Source organism: Sorangium sp. So ce128 (genome assembly GCF_051525245.1).
GTDB classification, from domain to species: Bacteria; Myxococcota_A; Polyangia; order Polyangiales; family Polyangiaceae; genus Sorangium; species Sorangium cellulosum_B.
Window position 1 is genome coordinate 12,970,085 of record NZ_CP150313.1, and the last position, 14,632, is coordinate 12,984,716.

Sequence of the window (14,632 nt, forward strand, 5' to 3'; positions counted from 1 at the left end):
CTTCAGATGAAGTGGCAGCGAGGGGAGGCGCGGCGGGCGGTGAGGGGCCGGCGGCCATTTCCTACTGCCGGGACGTCACGGCCCTCGTCGATCCAGGCCAAGAGCCCCGGGCTGTTCCTGGCCGACGTCGTGGCGCTCATCGCGAGCTTCGACGGCGTGGCGCCCGAGATCGACCGGTGAGCGGGGCCAGATCGAACGCCCCTGTCTCCACGGGTCGAGCCTGCCGCAGTGGTCGGTGTCGCCGTATCCCGAGGTGATGAGGTAGGCCAGCTCACTTGGGGCTTGGCATTCGCGCGAACTCGATCAGGGGCGCACGACCCGTGATTTGACGGCGCCCTCGAAGACCCCGAGCCCCGGTCGCACGCGGGGACCGGCCGAGCTCGGCGCGGCCTCGATCGAGAGGCCGCCCTCGGGGGTCACGTTGACGCGGCACTCCGCGCCGACGTCGAGCGTCTGCGAGAGCTCCTCCCAGGCTGCCTCCACGCCCCGCCGAACCTTGTAGTCCAATATCTCGAGCAGGCCGAGACCCAGGACCTCATAGTACCAATCGGAGTCCGCATCGACCTCGAGGTTGCTCGTGACGATGCTGAGCGCGCCGTCAGCGCACACGAAATCAAGATCGAAATCGACGTCCACCTCGGGGTCGGGCAGCCATGTGCTGTAGGCCAGATCGAGGTCGACGTGGGCCGTCGTGCACTCGGCTTCGCTCGCCGGGCAGCCGCGGGTGATCTCCACGGCAGGGCCGTACAGGTTGCCCCAGTACAGGTCCTCCCCGTGCAGCGAGTCACCGACCAGGGCCTCGACCCGGCTCACCAGCTCCTCATTGGGGATGCCGAACGCCAGCAGAAACTGGGCGGCGGTGTGATTGTAGCCCGCCCAGGCCGGGTGGGCGCGTAGCTCCGCATGGCTGACGGTGAGCGTCGGGGAATGGCCGCCGTCGGTGTCGAGCCAGTGGCAGCTGGATGCAGCCCCGAAGTCGCGATCGAAGACCTCCATGCCGTTCACAAGGAGCGAGAAGCCCTGCACGCAGAGAGCGTCATCGCCCTCCTTGGACAGGGTGATCTGCGTGATGTCCCCGATGTCGTCGATGGAGTCGAGGTTCAGGTCATACGTGAACGTGCTGCCGCGTTCGAAGTCGTCACGCCCGTAGTCCATGTACGTGATGTTGCCGGACGGCACGGCGCCGCCGTTCAGACGCGCGAACACCGCGTCATCCGTGTTGGCGTCGCTGCGATCGGCCACGCGCACCTCGAGCTGCGCCCGCCAGACTCGAAACCCCCGGCTGTCGCGCGAGAACGCGCAGCGCTCCGGCGAGAAGCGCTGGCCGTACTGGTTGTACGCGCGCACACGATAGCAATAGGGCGTATCCGGGGTGAGGCCCGAATCGGTGAAGCTGGCTGTCGCGCCCGAGCTCAAGGCGCCAAAGCTGCGCCGCGTTACCCAGCTGGTCGAGCCCCCGCCGCGCCGCTGCAGTTGATAGCCAGTTTCGTAGGGCGAAGAATCGCGGAAGGACAGCGCCACCGTCGTCGCTGTGCGCGTGCCGACGCTGATACCGGAAGGTGCCGCGGGCGGTTGTGTCGAGGGATCGACAGGGTCGAGCACCGGCCCGCCCTCGCCGGGCGGCGGCAAGGGGGGCAGGGCAAACGCGGTGCCCGTGAGGCTCAGCGCCGTGAGCATCAATCCCAGCGTGCGCGCAGCACGCCGTCCCTCCCGTGCTGACATGATGGAAACCGATCGGCTGACGTGCTGGTTCGAGAGCATGACGTAGTCCCCTTCTTTCGAGGATCGCCTCGTGCGACGCGAGAAGACCGTCCCGCTCCCCGTCGGCAACCTGGGCGATGCGATGCTCGCTGCTCATGCAAGCTCGAGACCAGCGAGCGTTGCGGCGCCGACGCGCCACGCCTGAACGAGCTTTCGCGGAGTCTCAATCCTCGCTGTCGGGCAGCGGCGGAGGCGGCGGCAGCGCGCGGGGGGGCTCGAGGCGCGTCGGCTCCGCCTTGCAGTCGATGGTGCGGCCGTCGCAGCCACAGACGTTCCCGCCCAGATCCTCGTAGACCGCCGGGGAGCGCTCATCGACGTACCTCACGAGGTCGAGCGGCTCGCACGTGAAGGTCGTCGACGCGAGCCGCACCGTCGCGCCGACGTTGTAGATGCCGGCCGCGGTGCTCCGCTCGATCACGCTGTCCCGGACGAGGGCGTCCGCCTGGCCTGTCTCGTTGTTGTAGGCGATGATGCCGTAGCCGTAGCCGTAGCCGTTCCCGCCGTCGAGCGTGCGCCCCAGGGTGTCCGTGATCGTCGTCGAGTCGACGGTCGCGTCCGAGTCGCTGAGGAAGAGGCCGCCGTCCCTGCTCGACTCGATAAGGACATTGCGCAGGTGAGCGCTCGCGCGCTCGCCGAGGTCGGGCAGCGACTGGACATTGACGCCCCGGCCGACTTCCTCGTTCGACGGCAGCGGCCTCGTGTCGCGCACCACGGTCGAGTCCAGGGTCGCGTCGGCCCCGAAGACGGCGATCCCCATCCCGTAACTGCCTTCCACCGCGCTGCCGCGCACCTGGGCGCTCGAGCGCCGCTGATCGTGCGCGATCTCGATCCCGGCGCCGTAGTCCGGCGCGCCGGGTAGGATCTCCCGCACGAGGAGGCCATCGATCTCGACGTCGGAGCCGTTGATGACGACCCCCCTCTCGCGGCTCCGCTCGACAAGGACGTGCCGCAGCGCCACGCGGGCGGGGCGGCCGTCGACGCGGCTCGGCTCGGTGTAGAGGCCCATGCCGTGGCCCGGATCGCCCTCCGTCGGCGCCAGGCCCGTGTCGCGCACGACCGTCGCCTCGATGGTCGCCTCTGCGCCGATCATCGCGATGGCGGCGGTGTGGTTCCGCTCCAGGACGCTGCTCCGGACCGTGAGGGTCCCCGGATCGAAGCCCGGGATATGGGTCGCCGTGAGCCCGGTGCCCGGCAGCTCCGCCGCGAGCCAGGCGACGTCGCGGACGACGCTGTCCTCGACGACGCCGTCCGCCCCGGAGAACCTGAACCCGAGCCCCCCGACGCGCTCGATAACGACGGATCGCGCCGTCACGCTCGCGCGGCGCTCGAACGACTCGACCTGCATCGCTATCGCATGGCCGTCGAACGGGTGCCCCGGGTCCCCGGTGGCGAGATCGATATCGCGCAGGACGGTGCCCTCCAGCGTCACGGCGGCGTCCGCCACGACCATGCCCGCGCCCGTGGTGTGCTCCACGAGCGCCCCGCGCACGGTCAGGCTCGTTTCGGACTCCAGGCCTGCGGCGAGGACGCCGACATCGCTGGTGTCGTGGATCCAGACCCGCTCGACCAGGACATCGCGCGCGTTCGCCACACCGAGGCCCATGCTCTGCCCGCGGACAGCGAGGTCGTGGATCTCCGTGGCGCTCGCGCCCCTGTCGACCTGGACGGCGATCGCCGCGGGCGGCCCGACGATCTCGACGCGCGCGGGGCACCGGCCCCAGAGCCGCACGGGCTGCCCTGAGATCAGCAGCTCTTCGACGTAGCTGCCCTCCGCGATCGCGATCACGGCGCCCTCGGCCGCGTGGTCGATCGCGTCCTGGATCGTCGTCCACGGTTTGGCCTCCGTGCCGTCGCCGTCCGCCCCGGCGTAGGCCGCGTCGACGAACTCGGTCGTCTCATCGATCGGCGCGCCGCCCCACGGGCCCGTCCCGCACGGAGCGACCTCACGCCACGCCGCCTCGCCGGGGACGGCCATCTGCCCTGGCGGGCCCGCCTCCGCCGGCAGGACGGGCACGCAGCCCTGCGCTCCATCGGGCGTGAAGCCGCTCCCGCACCGCCCGGGCGGGACCCCCGCCGGCACGCAGTCCGCGCCGGTCTCGACCGCGCCCGGTGGGCACGGGAACGCGGGCCCGGCGTCCGTCCCTGCGCCGTCGACCGGGTCAAGGCGCTGCACGCACGCCGCGAGCAGCGCGATCTGCAGGAGAGAAAGGGCGAGCCGGTCTTTTCGCATGGTGCTTCGGTGCCTCGCGGGAACGATACGCCCTCCTCGTCCCCGAGGCGCCTCGGAGATCTGCGTGCGCATGTTGAGCGAAACCCCGCTCACTTGCGCGCGTAGTTGCGCATCGAGGGCCGCATCCTGGGGATGTCGCCCGCGCCCTGGCCGGCGCTCCGCCGGTCCCGGGCTGCGGTCGTGAGCTCGGGCCCCGCGGCATGCGCGTTGCTTGAAGGACCGCGAGCTTCGGGGCTGGAGCGGGGCCGGAAGGCACGCTCGCTGTCCGACTCTCACGGGGTGTCACAGGCGACATGCCGCCTTGGACCTCAAGGACTCTTCGGAGCGCATCCGAGAGGGCGCGCGCGGTCGTTCGCGAATCCTCGCGAGCGACCGCGCGCGTCGATACGTAGTCAACGTCTGTAAGGAGATTGCCATGCTCACCATCCAGAATACCGAGTCGATGTTCGAGACGCAGACGACCGCCGGCGCGACCGACGTCGTCGACACGAAGGCCGGCGTGCAGCGTCTCGAGCTCACCCTCAAGAAGATCAGCGAGAAGAGCAACGAGACGCTTCAGGCCGTCCCGCTGAGCTCCGCCTGCTGCAGCGGGTGCTTCTCCTCGATCAGCTCGATCAGCGTCTCGTCGAACTCGTCGCTCGACGGCCTCGACGAGGGGCAGCTCGAGAGCGTCATCCGCATGCACGACAAGGCGCTCGACGTCATGGGCCAGGACGCCCTCGTCTCGGCCGCGATCGCCAAGGGCGTCGAGCTCGGCGCCGACACGAAGTGAACCCGTAGGCGCACCCTGGGCGGCCCGGACGCGCGTCGCGCGTCCGGGCGCCTGGGGCGCCGCCTGCCCCGCTCGAGGAGCCGCCACCATGTCGGAGATCTCGCTCATCGATCGCCTCGCGCCGCTCATCGACGAGCGCTGCGGGATCATCCGCCGTGTCCGGCGGTTCATTTTTCCCCCCGGCTTCGAGGGGCAGATGCACGGCTTCACCGCGTTCCTCGGCAGGCCCGCGGCGCTCCACCCGGGCCCGTCCAGCGTGGGCTCGAAGCTCGGGTCGCTCACCGGCTCCGGCACGGCCGTCGACGAGACCACGGCCCAGATCCGGGCCGTCTGCGAGGCCCTCGAGCGCTACTGCGGCGTCATGTACCCGACCGAGGGGGTGCTGCGCGCGACGCCGCGCTCGCTCGGCGATCGCGCGCTCGACCCCGCGCGGCTGCCGCGCTGCTCTGCGCGCGAGCGGGCCCGCGCGCCGTCGGCCTTCCGCCTGCGCGAGCCCGATCCGGATCGCGACGAGCTCTGGGTGCGCGGCTTCTCGCTCACCCACGAGCGCCCGATCTGGGTGCCGCTCACGGCGACGTACATGGGGTTGCCGCTGCCGATCCGCGAGCACGCGCTCTTCCCGCTCTCGACGGGGTTCGCGGCGGGCGCGAGCTTCCGGCAGGCGATCCTCTCCGGCCTGTGCGAGGTGATCGAGCGCGACAGCCTCGCGCTGTTCTGGCTGCACCAGCTCCGGATGCCGCGCATCGCGCCCGGGAGCGCGCGGAGCCCGCTCGTCGCGGCGCTCCTCCGCAGCGCCGAGGCCGCGGGCACGGAGACGGCGCTGCTCGATCTCACGACCGACGTCGGCGTCCCCGTGATCGGCGCCGTGCAGACGTGCGCGCACAGCGCGCCGCACGCGATCACGATGGCGGCCTGCCGCCCCGACGGCGAGGCCGCGGCGGCGCGCGTCCTCGAAGAGGTGGGGAGCCTGCGGGTGGCGCTGAGCGAGCCCGCTCCGCCGGTCACCCGGGCGTCGTTCTTCACCGACGCCGATCAGACACCCGAGTCGTTCGGGCGCCTCTACGCGGGACCCGACGGCCCGGCGCGGTTCGCGTTCGCCACCCGCGAGGCGCCGGTCGCGACCGCCTTCCCCCGCCCCATCGAGGGCGACGACCCGCTCGCGGCCATCGTCGCGCGGCTCGCCGCGCTCGGCATGGAGGTGGTCGCCGTCGACGTGACGATGCCCGAGGTCCGCGACTTCGGGATCGTCGTCGTGAAGGTGATCGTGCCCGAGCTCCTGCCCATCAGCTTCACCCACCACGCGCGGTACCTCGCGCACCCTCGCCTGTACGACGCGCCGGAGAGGCTCGGGTACGGCGCTCGCAAAGAGGAGTCGATCACCGATGATCCGATCCCGTTCGCCTGAGGAGAGCCCGGCCTCGGAGCGCGCCGCCGGCGCGCCCGCGGTGCACGTCCTCCGTGACGGAGAGCTCGGCGCTCGCTGCGCGGAGCTCCTGACCGGCGCGGGGGCGCGGGTCACGACGTCGGCGCTGGGCACGGGCGCGCCGGAGGCGCTGCCCGACGCGGTGATCGTCCTCGCGACCGATCGCCCCCGGCCCGCGGCGGCGCTCGCGCTCGACGCGGCGGCGTTCGCGGCGCGCGTCGCCTGGACGTCGGGCACGCTGCTCGCGCACGAGCTCCGCATCGGGCCGTCGATCGTCCCCGGTCGCACGCCGTGCTTCGCCTGCTTCTCGCGGCGCGTGCGCTCGGTCGCGCTGGACCTCGAGGCGCACGACGCCCTCGAGGCGCTCGGGGCCTCGGGCGACGTTGGCCCCTGGTTCCAGGGCGAGCTCGCGGCCGTCACCGAGCAGGCCGCGGCGCTGCTCGCCGCGGAGGCGCTCGCGCTCTTCAAGGAGCGCGGCGCGCCCGAGCCGCCCCGCGCCGGCGCCGCGCGCATGGGGCGCTTCTGGGAGTGCGACGTCACGTCGGGCGCGCTCCGCGCGCGGCGCTTCGCCCGGGTCGGGCTGTGCGGGCGGTGCGCCGCCGGCGAGCACGCGGCGGGGCGCGGGGCGTCGCTCGCGGGGTACTTCGCCGAGCACCCGCTCGCGATCGCCGGATCGTCCGGCGTGGGAGGTGACCGATGAGTCCGTCCGATGATGCCTACGAGGCCCGCGATCTCAGCCGCTTCGCCGAGCTTTACTGGGAGCTCCGCTGCCCGGAGCGCCCGCGCTTCGTCGAGGATCTCCTCCGCGTGACGCTCCCGGGCGGAGAGCTCCACGTCCTCGGCGGCGAGGCGCAGATCATCCAGGGAGCGTCGCTCCCGTGGGTGATGGAGAACCTCGTGCCGCTGCTCGACGGGACGCGCACCGTCGGCGACGTCGAGGCCGCGTTTCCGGGCGTCGTCGCCTCCGACCTGCGGGACGCGATCCACCTGATGCACATGCACGGCATGCTCGAGGAGGGCGAGGGCGCCGCGGCCGACGAGGCCGAGGAGCCGCGCCGGGCGCAGCGCGCGTTCTTCAGCAGGTACCTCCGCCGGACCGGGCGCAACCGCAGCCGGGGGGAAGCGCAGCGGGCGCTCGAAGGCGCGCGCGTGCGCGCGCTGGGGGACGGCGACGCGAAGCTCGCGGGGATGCTCGTGACGATGCTCCGCGAGGCGGGCGTCGCCGACGTCCGCCTCGCCGCGAGCGCCGGGGAGCTCGCGCAGGGCGAGGTCGATCTGGCGGTGGTGATCGGCGACCAGGAGGCGCTCGAGGCGGCGGCGCGCGCGTGCATCGCGGCGCGCGTCCCGATGCTCGCGGCGAACCCCGGCACGTGGACGATCGGGCCGCTCACGATCCCCGGGGCGTCCGCGTGCCCGGCGTGCGTCCGGCTCCAGATCGGCGCCGCCGCGGCGGATCCGGCGCTCGACGACGGCGCTCTTCGCGCGCTCTGGGGGCGCGCGCTCGTGAGCCGGGTCGCGCAGCACGTGATCTTCCACGCGAGCGGCCTGCTCGCGGTGGCCCCGCTGGAGCACGTCGAGGTGTGGCGGCCCGGCGCCGGCGAGACGGCGCTCCACCCCTTCATGACCAGGCTGCCCAGCTGCCCGCTCTGCGGCGGCGACGCGCCGCCGCGGACGACGACGCTCTCGTCCGGCCACGCGGAGAGCCTCGCGCGGATGTTCCACAACACGACGGTCGTCCAGCCGTGGCACATCGGCCAGCACGCGGGGATGCAGGCGCACATCAGCCCGGAGGTGCGGAAGCTGCAGAGCACGCCGGCCGCGCCGTCGCCGCGGCGGCCTCCGGAGGGCGCCGGCGCGACGAACGCCGCGCAGGTCGCCGCGCCGCTCGGCGGCGCGTTCGGCGCGCCGGTGGGGGCCGCGCTGTCGCGCCGGCGCGACGCGACGGGGACGCTCGACGCGGGCGCGCTCGGCGCGCTGCTCGAGCTGAGCTTCGGCGGGCGCGTCGAGCGCCGCGCCGAGGGCGAGGCGCACGTGCGTCGCACCACCGCGTCGGCCGGGAACCTCGGCTCGGCGGAGGCGTACGTCGCCGCCGCGCGGGTCCCCGGGATCGCGGCCGGCGTCCACCGGTTCGAGCTCGCCGCGCGAGCGCTCACGCCGCTCCGCGCCGGCGTGGCCGCGGGCGCCCTCGCGCGGGCCGTGCTCGCGGGCGGGAGCGCCGAGCACGCCGCGGCCGTGGAGTCCGCGGGCGCCGTGATCGTCGTCGTCGGCTCGGTCGCGCGGGCGTGCTCCAAGTACTACGCGCGTGGGTACACCTACGCGCTGCTCGACGCCGGGTTGATGGCCCACCGCGTGGAGCTCCTCGCCCAGGAGCTCGGCCTCGCGGCGGCGACGATCTGGACGTTCGACGACGAGGTCGTCGCGCGCGTGGTCGGCGTCGATGGCATCGATCTCGCACCGCATCTCCTCATCGCGCTCACGGGCGCAGCCACGGAGGCCCGCGATGTCTCTCGCTGATCACAGGATCTCGTCCACGCTCGCCGCGGCGATCCAGCCCCTGCGGGGGGTCGCCGAGCTCGTCGTCGCGAGCCGCTACCCCGGGGCGCGGCCGTCGCCGGAGCCGGCGCTCCCCGCGCCGTCGCCGCTGCCCGGGGACGCGGAGCGCGCCCTCTCGCTGCCCGCGCCGCGCGCGCTCGAGCCGGTCCAGCGCTCGCTCGCGTCGGTCATCGCCGCGCGGCGGAGCGGAAGGCTTTCGGCGGGAGCCCTCGACGCGGCGACGCTCGGGACGCTGCTCGCGGCCGCCGCGGCGCGGCCGGCAGGGCTCGCGGACGCGACGCTCGATCCGCTGCTGTTTCCGGTCGTCTTCGACGTCGACGGTGTCCCGCCCGGCGCGCACCGGTACGACCGCGGCGAGCACCGCCTCGCGCCGATCGGCCCGGCGCCGCGCGCGCGGATGGCCGAGACCGCGATCCTGCAGCGCGAGCACGCCATGGGCGCGGCGGTGCTCTTCCTGGTGGTCCCGATCGGGCGGTGGCTCGTGGCGTTCGGCGATCGCGGCTACCGGGGCGCGGCGTTCGCAGCGGGGTGGCTCACCGACCGCCTTTACCTCGTCGCGGAGACGCTCGGGCTCACCTACACGGCGACCGGCGGCTTCGCCCCCGCGGTCGTCGACGAGGTCCTCGGGCTCGACGGCCGCGATCATACGGCGTTCTTCGCGTTCGCCGTCGGAGGGCACCGCCAGCCGACCTCCCGAGAGGCGCCTCGCGGAGGGCAGCCGCGATGAGCCGCGGGCTCCAGATCGCGCCGTGGGGCGCGCTGCGCGTCGCGGGGATGCCGGCCGACGCGCTCGCCGGGCTCCGCCTCCGCGAGAGCCCCGCGGTCGAGCGCGAGCTCGCCGTGGCCGAGCTCGAGCTCGCGGCCGCGCGGGCGGACGCGGCGGCGCGCATGTTCGACGTCGTGCGCGGCTGCGAGGACGAGGCGCTGCGCCGCGCGGCGCTCGAGGTGAAGCGGCGGCTGTTCAACGGGAAGGCCGTGGCGGCCGGCGCGCTCGAGGGCGCGAGGACAGCGCCGCCGGAAGGGGCGCGCGCCGCGCTCGCGCTCGTCGACGCGCGCGCGGCGCGGTGCGCCGCGCTGGAGGAGCGCTACGAGGCGACGTTCGCCGCGGAGTGGATCGCCGCGTCGGAGCGCTTCCGGAAGACGCTCGGGAGCTCGCGCCTGCTCGGGGGGATCCTGCTCTCGAGCGCCGACCATTATACCACGGCGCAGAAGCTCGCGGAGATCCCGAGCGGCGCGCCGCTCACCTCGGCGCAGCAGATCCGCGAGGCCACGATCGCGCGTTACGTCTTCCGCGCGACGGCGCGGACGACGCCGTTCGCGGGGTTCGCGGGCGTCGCGCTGCTCGACCTCTCCGCGTTGCCCCCACGTGTCTGCGACGCGCCGCGCGCGCCGCGCACGCCCGAGGAGGCGCGGTGGCGCAGCCTCCCGCAGCTCGCGCTCGCGCACGCCGGGGAGCTCGTCGCGCGCGCGATGTCTTCTCAGCCGTCGGCTCACGCCCACGCACGCGCGCGCCTGCCGCTCCGGATGAACCCGCTCCGGCGCTTCGCGGCGGGCGCCGCGCCGTCGGTCGTGTTCTCGCGCGCCGGGTCGGGCGAGCTGATGTCGCTCGGGTGGACCCCCGCCGTCGCCCGCCTCGTCGAGGGCGCCGAGGGGCGCACGCTCGAGGACGCCGCCCGGGCGCTCGCGTCGGACGACGCCGACGAGCGAGCGTGCCGCGACGTCCTCGAGCAGCTCGTCGAGGCGGGCATGCTCGAGCCGGCGAGCGTCCCGATGGGGCCGACCCCTGCGGCGCTGCGCGCCGCGGCGGACGCCCTGGGCGAGATCGGGTGCGCGGGCGCGCCGGGCGAGCTCCGCTCGGTCGCGCGGCGCCTCGAGGACTACGCGACCGCCGGCGTCGAGGCGCGCGCGCGCCTCGCCGCCGAGCTCGGCCGCGGCCCTGGGCGCTCGTCCATGCTCGAGGATGTCATGGTGGACGGCGCCTTCGGCGCGGAGCTCCCTGCCGCACGCGGGGCGCTCGCCGAGGCGCTCGAGCCGGTCGTGCGCCTCGTGCGCGCGAGCGCCTGCGGGGCCGCGCACCGCCGGCTCTGCGCGGCGTTCGTCGAGCGGTTCGGCCGTGACGGCGTGTGCGACGACGTCGGCGGCTTCGTGACCGAGATCCTCGAGGACCCGCGGCGCGTCGCGGTCATCCGCGGCGCGTCCGAGCCGATCCGCTGGATCGACGCGGAGCTCGGCCGCGTCGCCGCCGCGGCGACGGGCGACGTCGTGCGCCTCGATCCAGGCCTCTTCGAGGGGCTCGCCGCCCCGGACGCGCCGTCGTCGATGGCGCTCTTCCTCCAGATCGCGCCTCCCTGCCCGCGAGACGGCGGAGAGCCGCGCGTCGTGCTCAACGGCGCGCAGGCCGGGCGCGCGAAGTACCTGTCGCGCTACCTCGCGGACGCCGAGGGGCGCGCCCCCGAGGCCCTCGAGGCGATCCGCCGCCGCCTGGCGCAGGAGGACGGTCCGCTCCCCGTCGAGCTTTCGCCCACGCTCGGCCTCAACTTCCAGGTGCACCCGCGCCTCACGGAGTGGGCGCTCGAGCTCCCGTGGGAGCCGAGCGCGCCCGGCGACAAGGTCCTGCCGCTCCGCGATCTCTCCCTCCGCTTCGACGCGGCGGCGGTCGAGCTCCGGCTCCGATCGCGGCGCCTCGGCCGCGAGATCGAGCCGATCCACCTCGGCTTCCTGCGGGACGCCGCGCTCCCCGATCCGCATTTCCTGCTCCGCGCGCTCTCGCCGCGGCTCCGCGACGACACGGTGGCGGAGCGGGCGGATCTCTACAACGTGCTCGATCGCCTCGATCTGGCCCGTGGCGTCGCGCTGGCCCCGCGGCGCCCGCGCCTCACGGTCGGTCGCGTCGTGGTGGAGCGCGCGCGGTGGGCGATCCCGGTGAGCGCGATCCCGCGCAAGGAGCCGAAGCAGCCGTACGCGTCGTACTTCCGCGCGATCGCGCGCCTGCGGCGCGAGCTCGATCTCCCGAGCCGGGGGTTCGCCCGGTACGTCGGGCGGGAGGTGGCCGGCTACGGCTTCACCGAGACGAACATGTACGTCGACTGGGAGAGCCCGTTCACGCTGATCGGGCTGGCTCGCCTGCTCGGCGGTCCCGGCGACGTGAGGAGCGGGTACCTCGTCTTCACCGAGCTCCTGCCGGAGCCCGAGGCGTCGTGGCTGCGCCTCGACGGGAGGCCGCACGCGGCGGAGCTGCTTGTCGAGATCGACGGCGAGAGGAGCGCGCGATGAGCTGGATCTACCGGAAGCTGTTCCACGATCGGGGCCTCGAGGGCGAGGGGACGGACGCGCTCCTCCTCGGGCTGATCGATCCGCTCGTGTCCGAGCTCGAGCAGCGCGGCGCGATCGATCGGTTCTTCTTCCTCCGGTACGCCGAGGGAGGCGACCACCTGCGGCTGCGCGTGCGCGTGGCGCCCGGGCACGACCCCGTCGACGTGGCGGCGCGCGTGGACGCCGCGGCGGCGTGCTGCACCGCCGTGTCGCGCACGGAGGCCGCCGCGTACGAGCCGGAGCTCGAGAAGCACGGAGGGCCCGCGGGGATGGAGATCGCGGAGCGGCAGTTCTTCGCGTCGAGCAGGTTCGCGCTCGGCTGCATCCGGAAGACGGCGGGGCGGCCGCGGGCGCGCGCCCTCGTCGCGGCGTGCGCGCTCGACGCGCTGCTCGCGCGCGCGGGCGTCGCGGGCGACGCGCGGCGGTCGTTCCTCGCGGGGTACGCGCGGCACTGGCGCACGTTCGCCCGCGCGATCTCGGGGATGGAGCTCGTCTGCGCAGCGCCGGACGACGAGTCGGTCGCGCTGGTGCGCGCGCTCGTGCGGGGAGAGGGGCTCGCCGCGCTCGGCGAGCTCGTCGACGGCGAGCGCGCGCTCCTCGCCGCGTTCGACGCCGATCTACCCGAGCTCGCCGAGGCGTCGCGGCGCGGAGCCCTCGGCGTGCCGCTGGCGACGGTCGCGCTCAACCTCGCCCACACGTTCCATAACCGCCTCGGGCTCACGCTCGCCTTCGAGGTGTGGGTGGCCGACGCGCTCGCCGAGGCAGGCGCCCCGCACGAGCCGCCGCGGGCTCGCCCGCCGGGCGTCTCGCCGGGCGAGGCGTGGCAGCGCCTCGCCCGCGCGGCCGAGCAGCGCCGGCCCGTCACCGCGCTCCTCGACCCCTGCGAAGGCGCCGCGCTCGACGCGCTCCGCGACGCAGCCCGCCGCGACGGCCTCCGGTTCATCGCGCCCGCCGCGCCCGCCGGCGGGATGTCCGCGCCCTTCGCGCTGCTGCGCGCCCTCGCGGACGCCCACCCGGCGGGCGGCGCGCTCCTCGCTGCCCTCGGCCGCATCGAGGCCGCGCACGACGCGCCGGAGTGCCCGCTGCCGCCCGACCCGGCTTCCGTGGCCGAGGCGCTCCGGGTCTTCCTCGCGGAGCACACGCTCGAGCCCACGGTGCTCGTCCTCCGCGACGTCGACGGCGCCGACGCCGACACGCAGCACGCCGTCGCGTTCCTCGCGCGCGCCCTGGAGACGGAGCCGCTCGCCCTCGTCATCGCCGCGAGCGGGCGCCCGAGCCCCGGGTGGGCCGCGATCGTCGCCGAGATCGAGGAGGGGCCGGGGCTCCTCCGCGTCGCGCCCGCGTCCGCGCCCGTAGGCGAAGCAGCTGCCCTCGCGGCGACGCCGGGGCCCGCGACGGTCGCGCGGGGCGAAGCGTTCTGCCGCGCCGGCGCGCTGCACGAGGCCGCCGCGATCCTCGGCGACGCCCTGGCGTCGCCCGGCCTCTCGCCCGCGGCGCGGGCCGACGCGCTCGTGGCGCTCGCGAGGACGATGCTCCGCATGTCGCGCCCCGCCCTCGCGCGGCAGGCGGCGGAGGCGGCGCTCCGCCTCGGCCTCCCGGAGCGCCGCCGCGCGCTCGCGCGGCGCGTCCTCCTCGCCGCGCTCCACAACCTGGGCGAGACCGCCGCGCTCGACGCGCTCCGGGACGAGGTCGCTCCGCGGCGCTTTGCGCCCGGCGCGTCCGCCGCGGAGCGCTGCTGGGCGGAGCTCGACGCCGCGCTCGCGTGCGCCACCGACGAGCGCCGCGCCGAGCACGAGGCGCGGCTCGACGCCCTGCTCGCCGCGCCGCGCTGCGACGCACCGCTGCAGTGCCTCGCCGCCGCGCACGCGTGGCGCGGCGCCGCGCACGCGGCCAGCGGCGAGCACGAGCGCGGCCTCGCGCACCAGCGCCGGGCGCTCGCCTTCGCCGAGGAGCTCGCCGATTTCCGCCGCGCCCTCATGGTGCGCGTGCGCCTCGCGAGCAGCGTCGCGGCCGCGGGCGAGCTCGCCGAAGCGGCGGCGCTCTTCGAGATCGCGGCCTGTCACGCGGCGTGGATCGGCCTCTTCGACCTCGCGTCGCTCGCCGCGCAGAACGCGATCTCGCTCGGCCTCGCGCGCCGCGACGCGGCCCCGGTCCGCGCGTGGCTCGACGGCGCGCGGCCCGCGCGCGCCCGCGTGTGGCGCTCGCCCTACGGCGAGCTCGCCGTGCTCTACGCGCGCGCCGAGTCGTCCCTCGCGCGGGGGGAGGCCGGCGCGGCGGGGGCGCACCTCGATCGGCTGCGCGCGCGCCTCGCCGCGCTCGGGGGCGCCGCCCCGCGGAGCGCGCCCCTGCTCGCGCTCGCCGCGGCGCACCTCGAGGCCGACGTCGCCGCCGCCGCGGGGGACGACGCCGGCAGGGCGGCCGCGCTCGCGCGCGCCGCGGAGCTCACCCCGGGCGTGCCGCCGGAGGAGCGGCGGCTCGTCACGGCCATCGCCCGCGCGCGGCGCGACGCCTGCCGCGGCGACGGCCGCCGCGACAGGCCGGTGGTCCTCGGTTTGCAGAGCACTTGAACGAGAACGAACTC

General features: G+C 75.2%; 10 protein-coding genes. 8 read left to right on the forward strand and 2 right to left on the reverse strand.

The features are described 5' to 3' along the window. Positions 1 to 6 precede the first annotated feature (6 nt). Positions 7 to 180 carry a hypothetical protein gene (locus WME82_RS49240; RefSeq protein ID WP_437983453.1) on the forward strand — a complete coding sequence of 58 codons (174 nt, stop codon included), beginning with the start codon at positions 7 to 9 and terminating at the stop codon, positions 178 to 180. A gap of 123 nt (positions 181 to 303) precedes the next feature. Here WME82_RS49240 and WME82_RS49245 read toward each other — a convergent pair whose 3' ends face one another. Together WME82_RS49245 and WME82_RS49250 are read right to left on the reverse strand one after the other, a co-directional pair. Further along, positions 304 to 1,761 carry a fibronectin type III domain-containing protein gene (locus WME82_RS49245; protein ID WP_438040975.1) on the reverse strand — a complete coding sequence of 486 codons (1,458 nt, stop codon included), beginning with the start codon at positions 1,759 to 1,761 and terminating at the stop codon, positions 304 to 306. A 163-nt stretch (positions 1,762 to 1,924) separates the two neighbouring features. After that, a complete protein-coding gene (locus WME82_RS49250; protein WP_438040976.1) occupies positions 1,925 to 3,991 on the reverse strand; it encodes a hypothetical protein in 2,067 nt (688 codons plus the stop codon). A 415-nt stretch (positions 3,992 to 4,406) separates the two neighbouring features. On the opposite strand from WME82_RS49250, the gene WME82_RS49255 reads away from it, so the two are divergent. From WME82_RS49255 to WME82_RS49285, 7 genes are all read left to right on the forward strand, one after another. Further along, positions 4,407 to 4,763, forward strand: a complete 357-nt coding sequence (locus tag WME82_RS49255) for a hypothetical protein (protein ID WP_438040977.1) — start codon at positions 4,407 to 4,409, stop codon at positions 4,761 to 4,763. Positions 4,764 to 4,851: 88 nt separating this feature from the next. Then, positions 4,852 to 6,168 carry a YcaO-like family protein gene (locus WME82_RS49260; RefSeq protein WP_438040978.1) on the forward strand — a complete coding sequence of 439 codons (1,317 nt, stop codon included), beginning with the start codon at positions 4,852 to 4,854 and terminating at the stop codon, positions 6,166 to 6,168. Beyond that, a complete protein-coding gene (locus WME82_RS49265; RefSeq protein WP_438040979.1) occupies positions 6,146 to 6,886 on the forward strand; it encodes a hypothetical protein in 741 nt (246 codons plus the stop codon). Before WME82_RS49260 ends, WME82_RS49265 begins: the two co-directional genes overlap by 23 nt. Then, positions 6,883 to 8,700 (forward strand): SagB family peptide dehydrogenase, encoded by a 1,818-nt coding sequence (locus WME82_RS49270; RefSeq protein WP_438040980.1) that lies wholly within the window; start codon positions 6,883 to 6,885, stop codon positions 8,698 to 8,700. The genes WME82_RS49265 and WME82_RS49270 overlap by 4 nt, the downstream gene beginning before the upstream one ends. Then, on the forward strand, positions 8,687 to 9,466 hold the full coding sequence (locus WME82_RS49275; protein ID WP_438040981.1) for a nitroreductase family protein: 780 nt from the start codon (positions 8,687 to 8,689) through the stop codon (positions 9,464 to 9,466). Before WME82_RS49270 ends, WME82_RS49275 begins: the two co-directional genes overlap by 14 nt. Next, positions 9,463 to 12,012, forward strand: a complete 2,550-nt coding sequence (locus WME82_RS49280) for a lantibiotic dehydratase (protein ID WP_438040982.1) — start codon at positions 9,463 to 9,465, stop codon at positions 12,010 to 12,012. Before WME82_RS49275 ends, WME82_RS49280 begins: the two co-directional genes overlap by 4 nt. Next, positions 12,009 to 14,618 carry a thiopeptide-type bacteriocin biosynthesis protein gene (locus WME82_RS49285; RefSeq protein WP_438040983.1) on the forward strand — a complete coding sequence of 870 codons (2,610 nt, stop codon included), beginning with the start codon at positions 12,009 to 12,011 and terminating at the stop codon, positions 14,616 to 14,618. Before WME82_RS49280 ends, WME82_RS49285 begins: the two co-directional genes overlap by 4 nt. Positions 14,619 to 14,632: the final 14 nt, after the last annotated feature.

Excerpts from the sequence above, each read along its gene's own strand:
- WME82_RS49265 (WP_438040979.1), top strand. The coding sequence starts at position 6,146 with ATGATCCGATCCCGTTCGCCTGAGGAGAGCCCGGCCTCGGAGCGCGCC.
- WME82_RS49250 (WP_438040976.1), bottom strand. The coding sequence starts at position 3,991 with ATGCGAAAAGACCGGCTCGCCCTTTCTCTCCTGCAGATCGCGCTGCTC.
- WME82_RS49255 (WP_438040977.1), top strand. The coding sequence starts at position 4,407 with ATGCTCACCATCCAGAATACCGAGTCGATGTTCGAGACGCAGACGACC.
- WME82_RS49240 (WP_437983453.1), top strand. The coding sequence starts at position 7 with ATGAAGTGGCAGCGAGGGGAGGCGCGGCGGGCGGTGAGGGGCCGGCGG.
- WME82_RS49285 (WP_438040983.1), top strand. The coding sequence starts at position 12,009 with ATGAGCTGGATCTACCGGAAGCTGTTCCACGATCGGGGCCTCGAGGGC.
- WME82_RS49280 (WP_438040982.1), top strand. The coding sequence starts at position 9,463 with ATGAGCCGCGGGCTCCAGATCGCGCCGTGGGGCGCGCTGCGCGTCGCG.
- WME82_RS49260 (WP_438040978.1), top strand. The coding sequence starts at position 4,852 with ATGTCGGAGATCTCGCTCATCGATCGCCTCGCGCCGCTCATCGACGAG.
- WME82_RS49245 (WP_438040975.1), bottom strand. The coding sequence starts at position 1,761 with ATGCTCTCGAACCAGCACGTCAGCCGATCGGTTTCCATCATGTCAGCA.
- WME82_RS49270 (WP_438040980.1), top strand. The coding sequence starts at position 6,883 with ATGAGTCCGTCCGATGATGCCTACGAGGCCCGCGATCTCAGCCGCTTC.
- WME82_RS49275 (WP_438040981.1), top strand. The coding sequence starts at position 8,687 with ATGTCTCTCGCTGATCACAGGATCTCGTCCACGCTCGCCGCGGCGATC.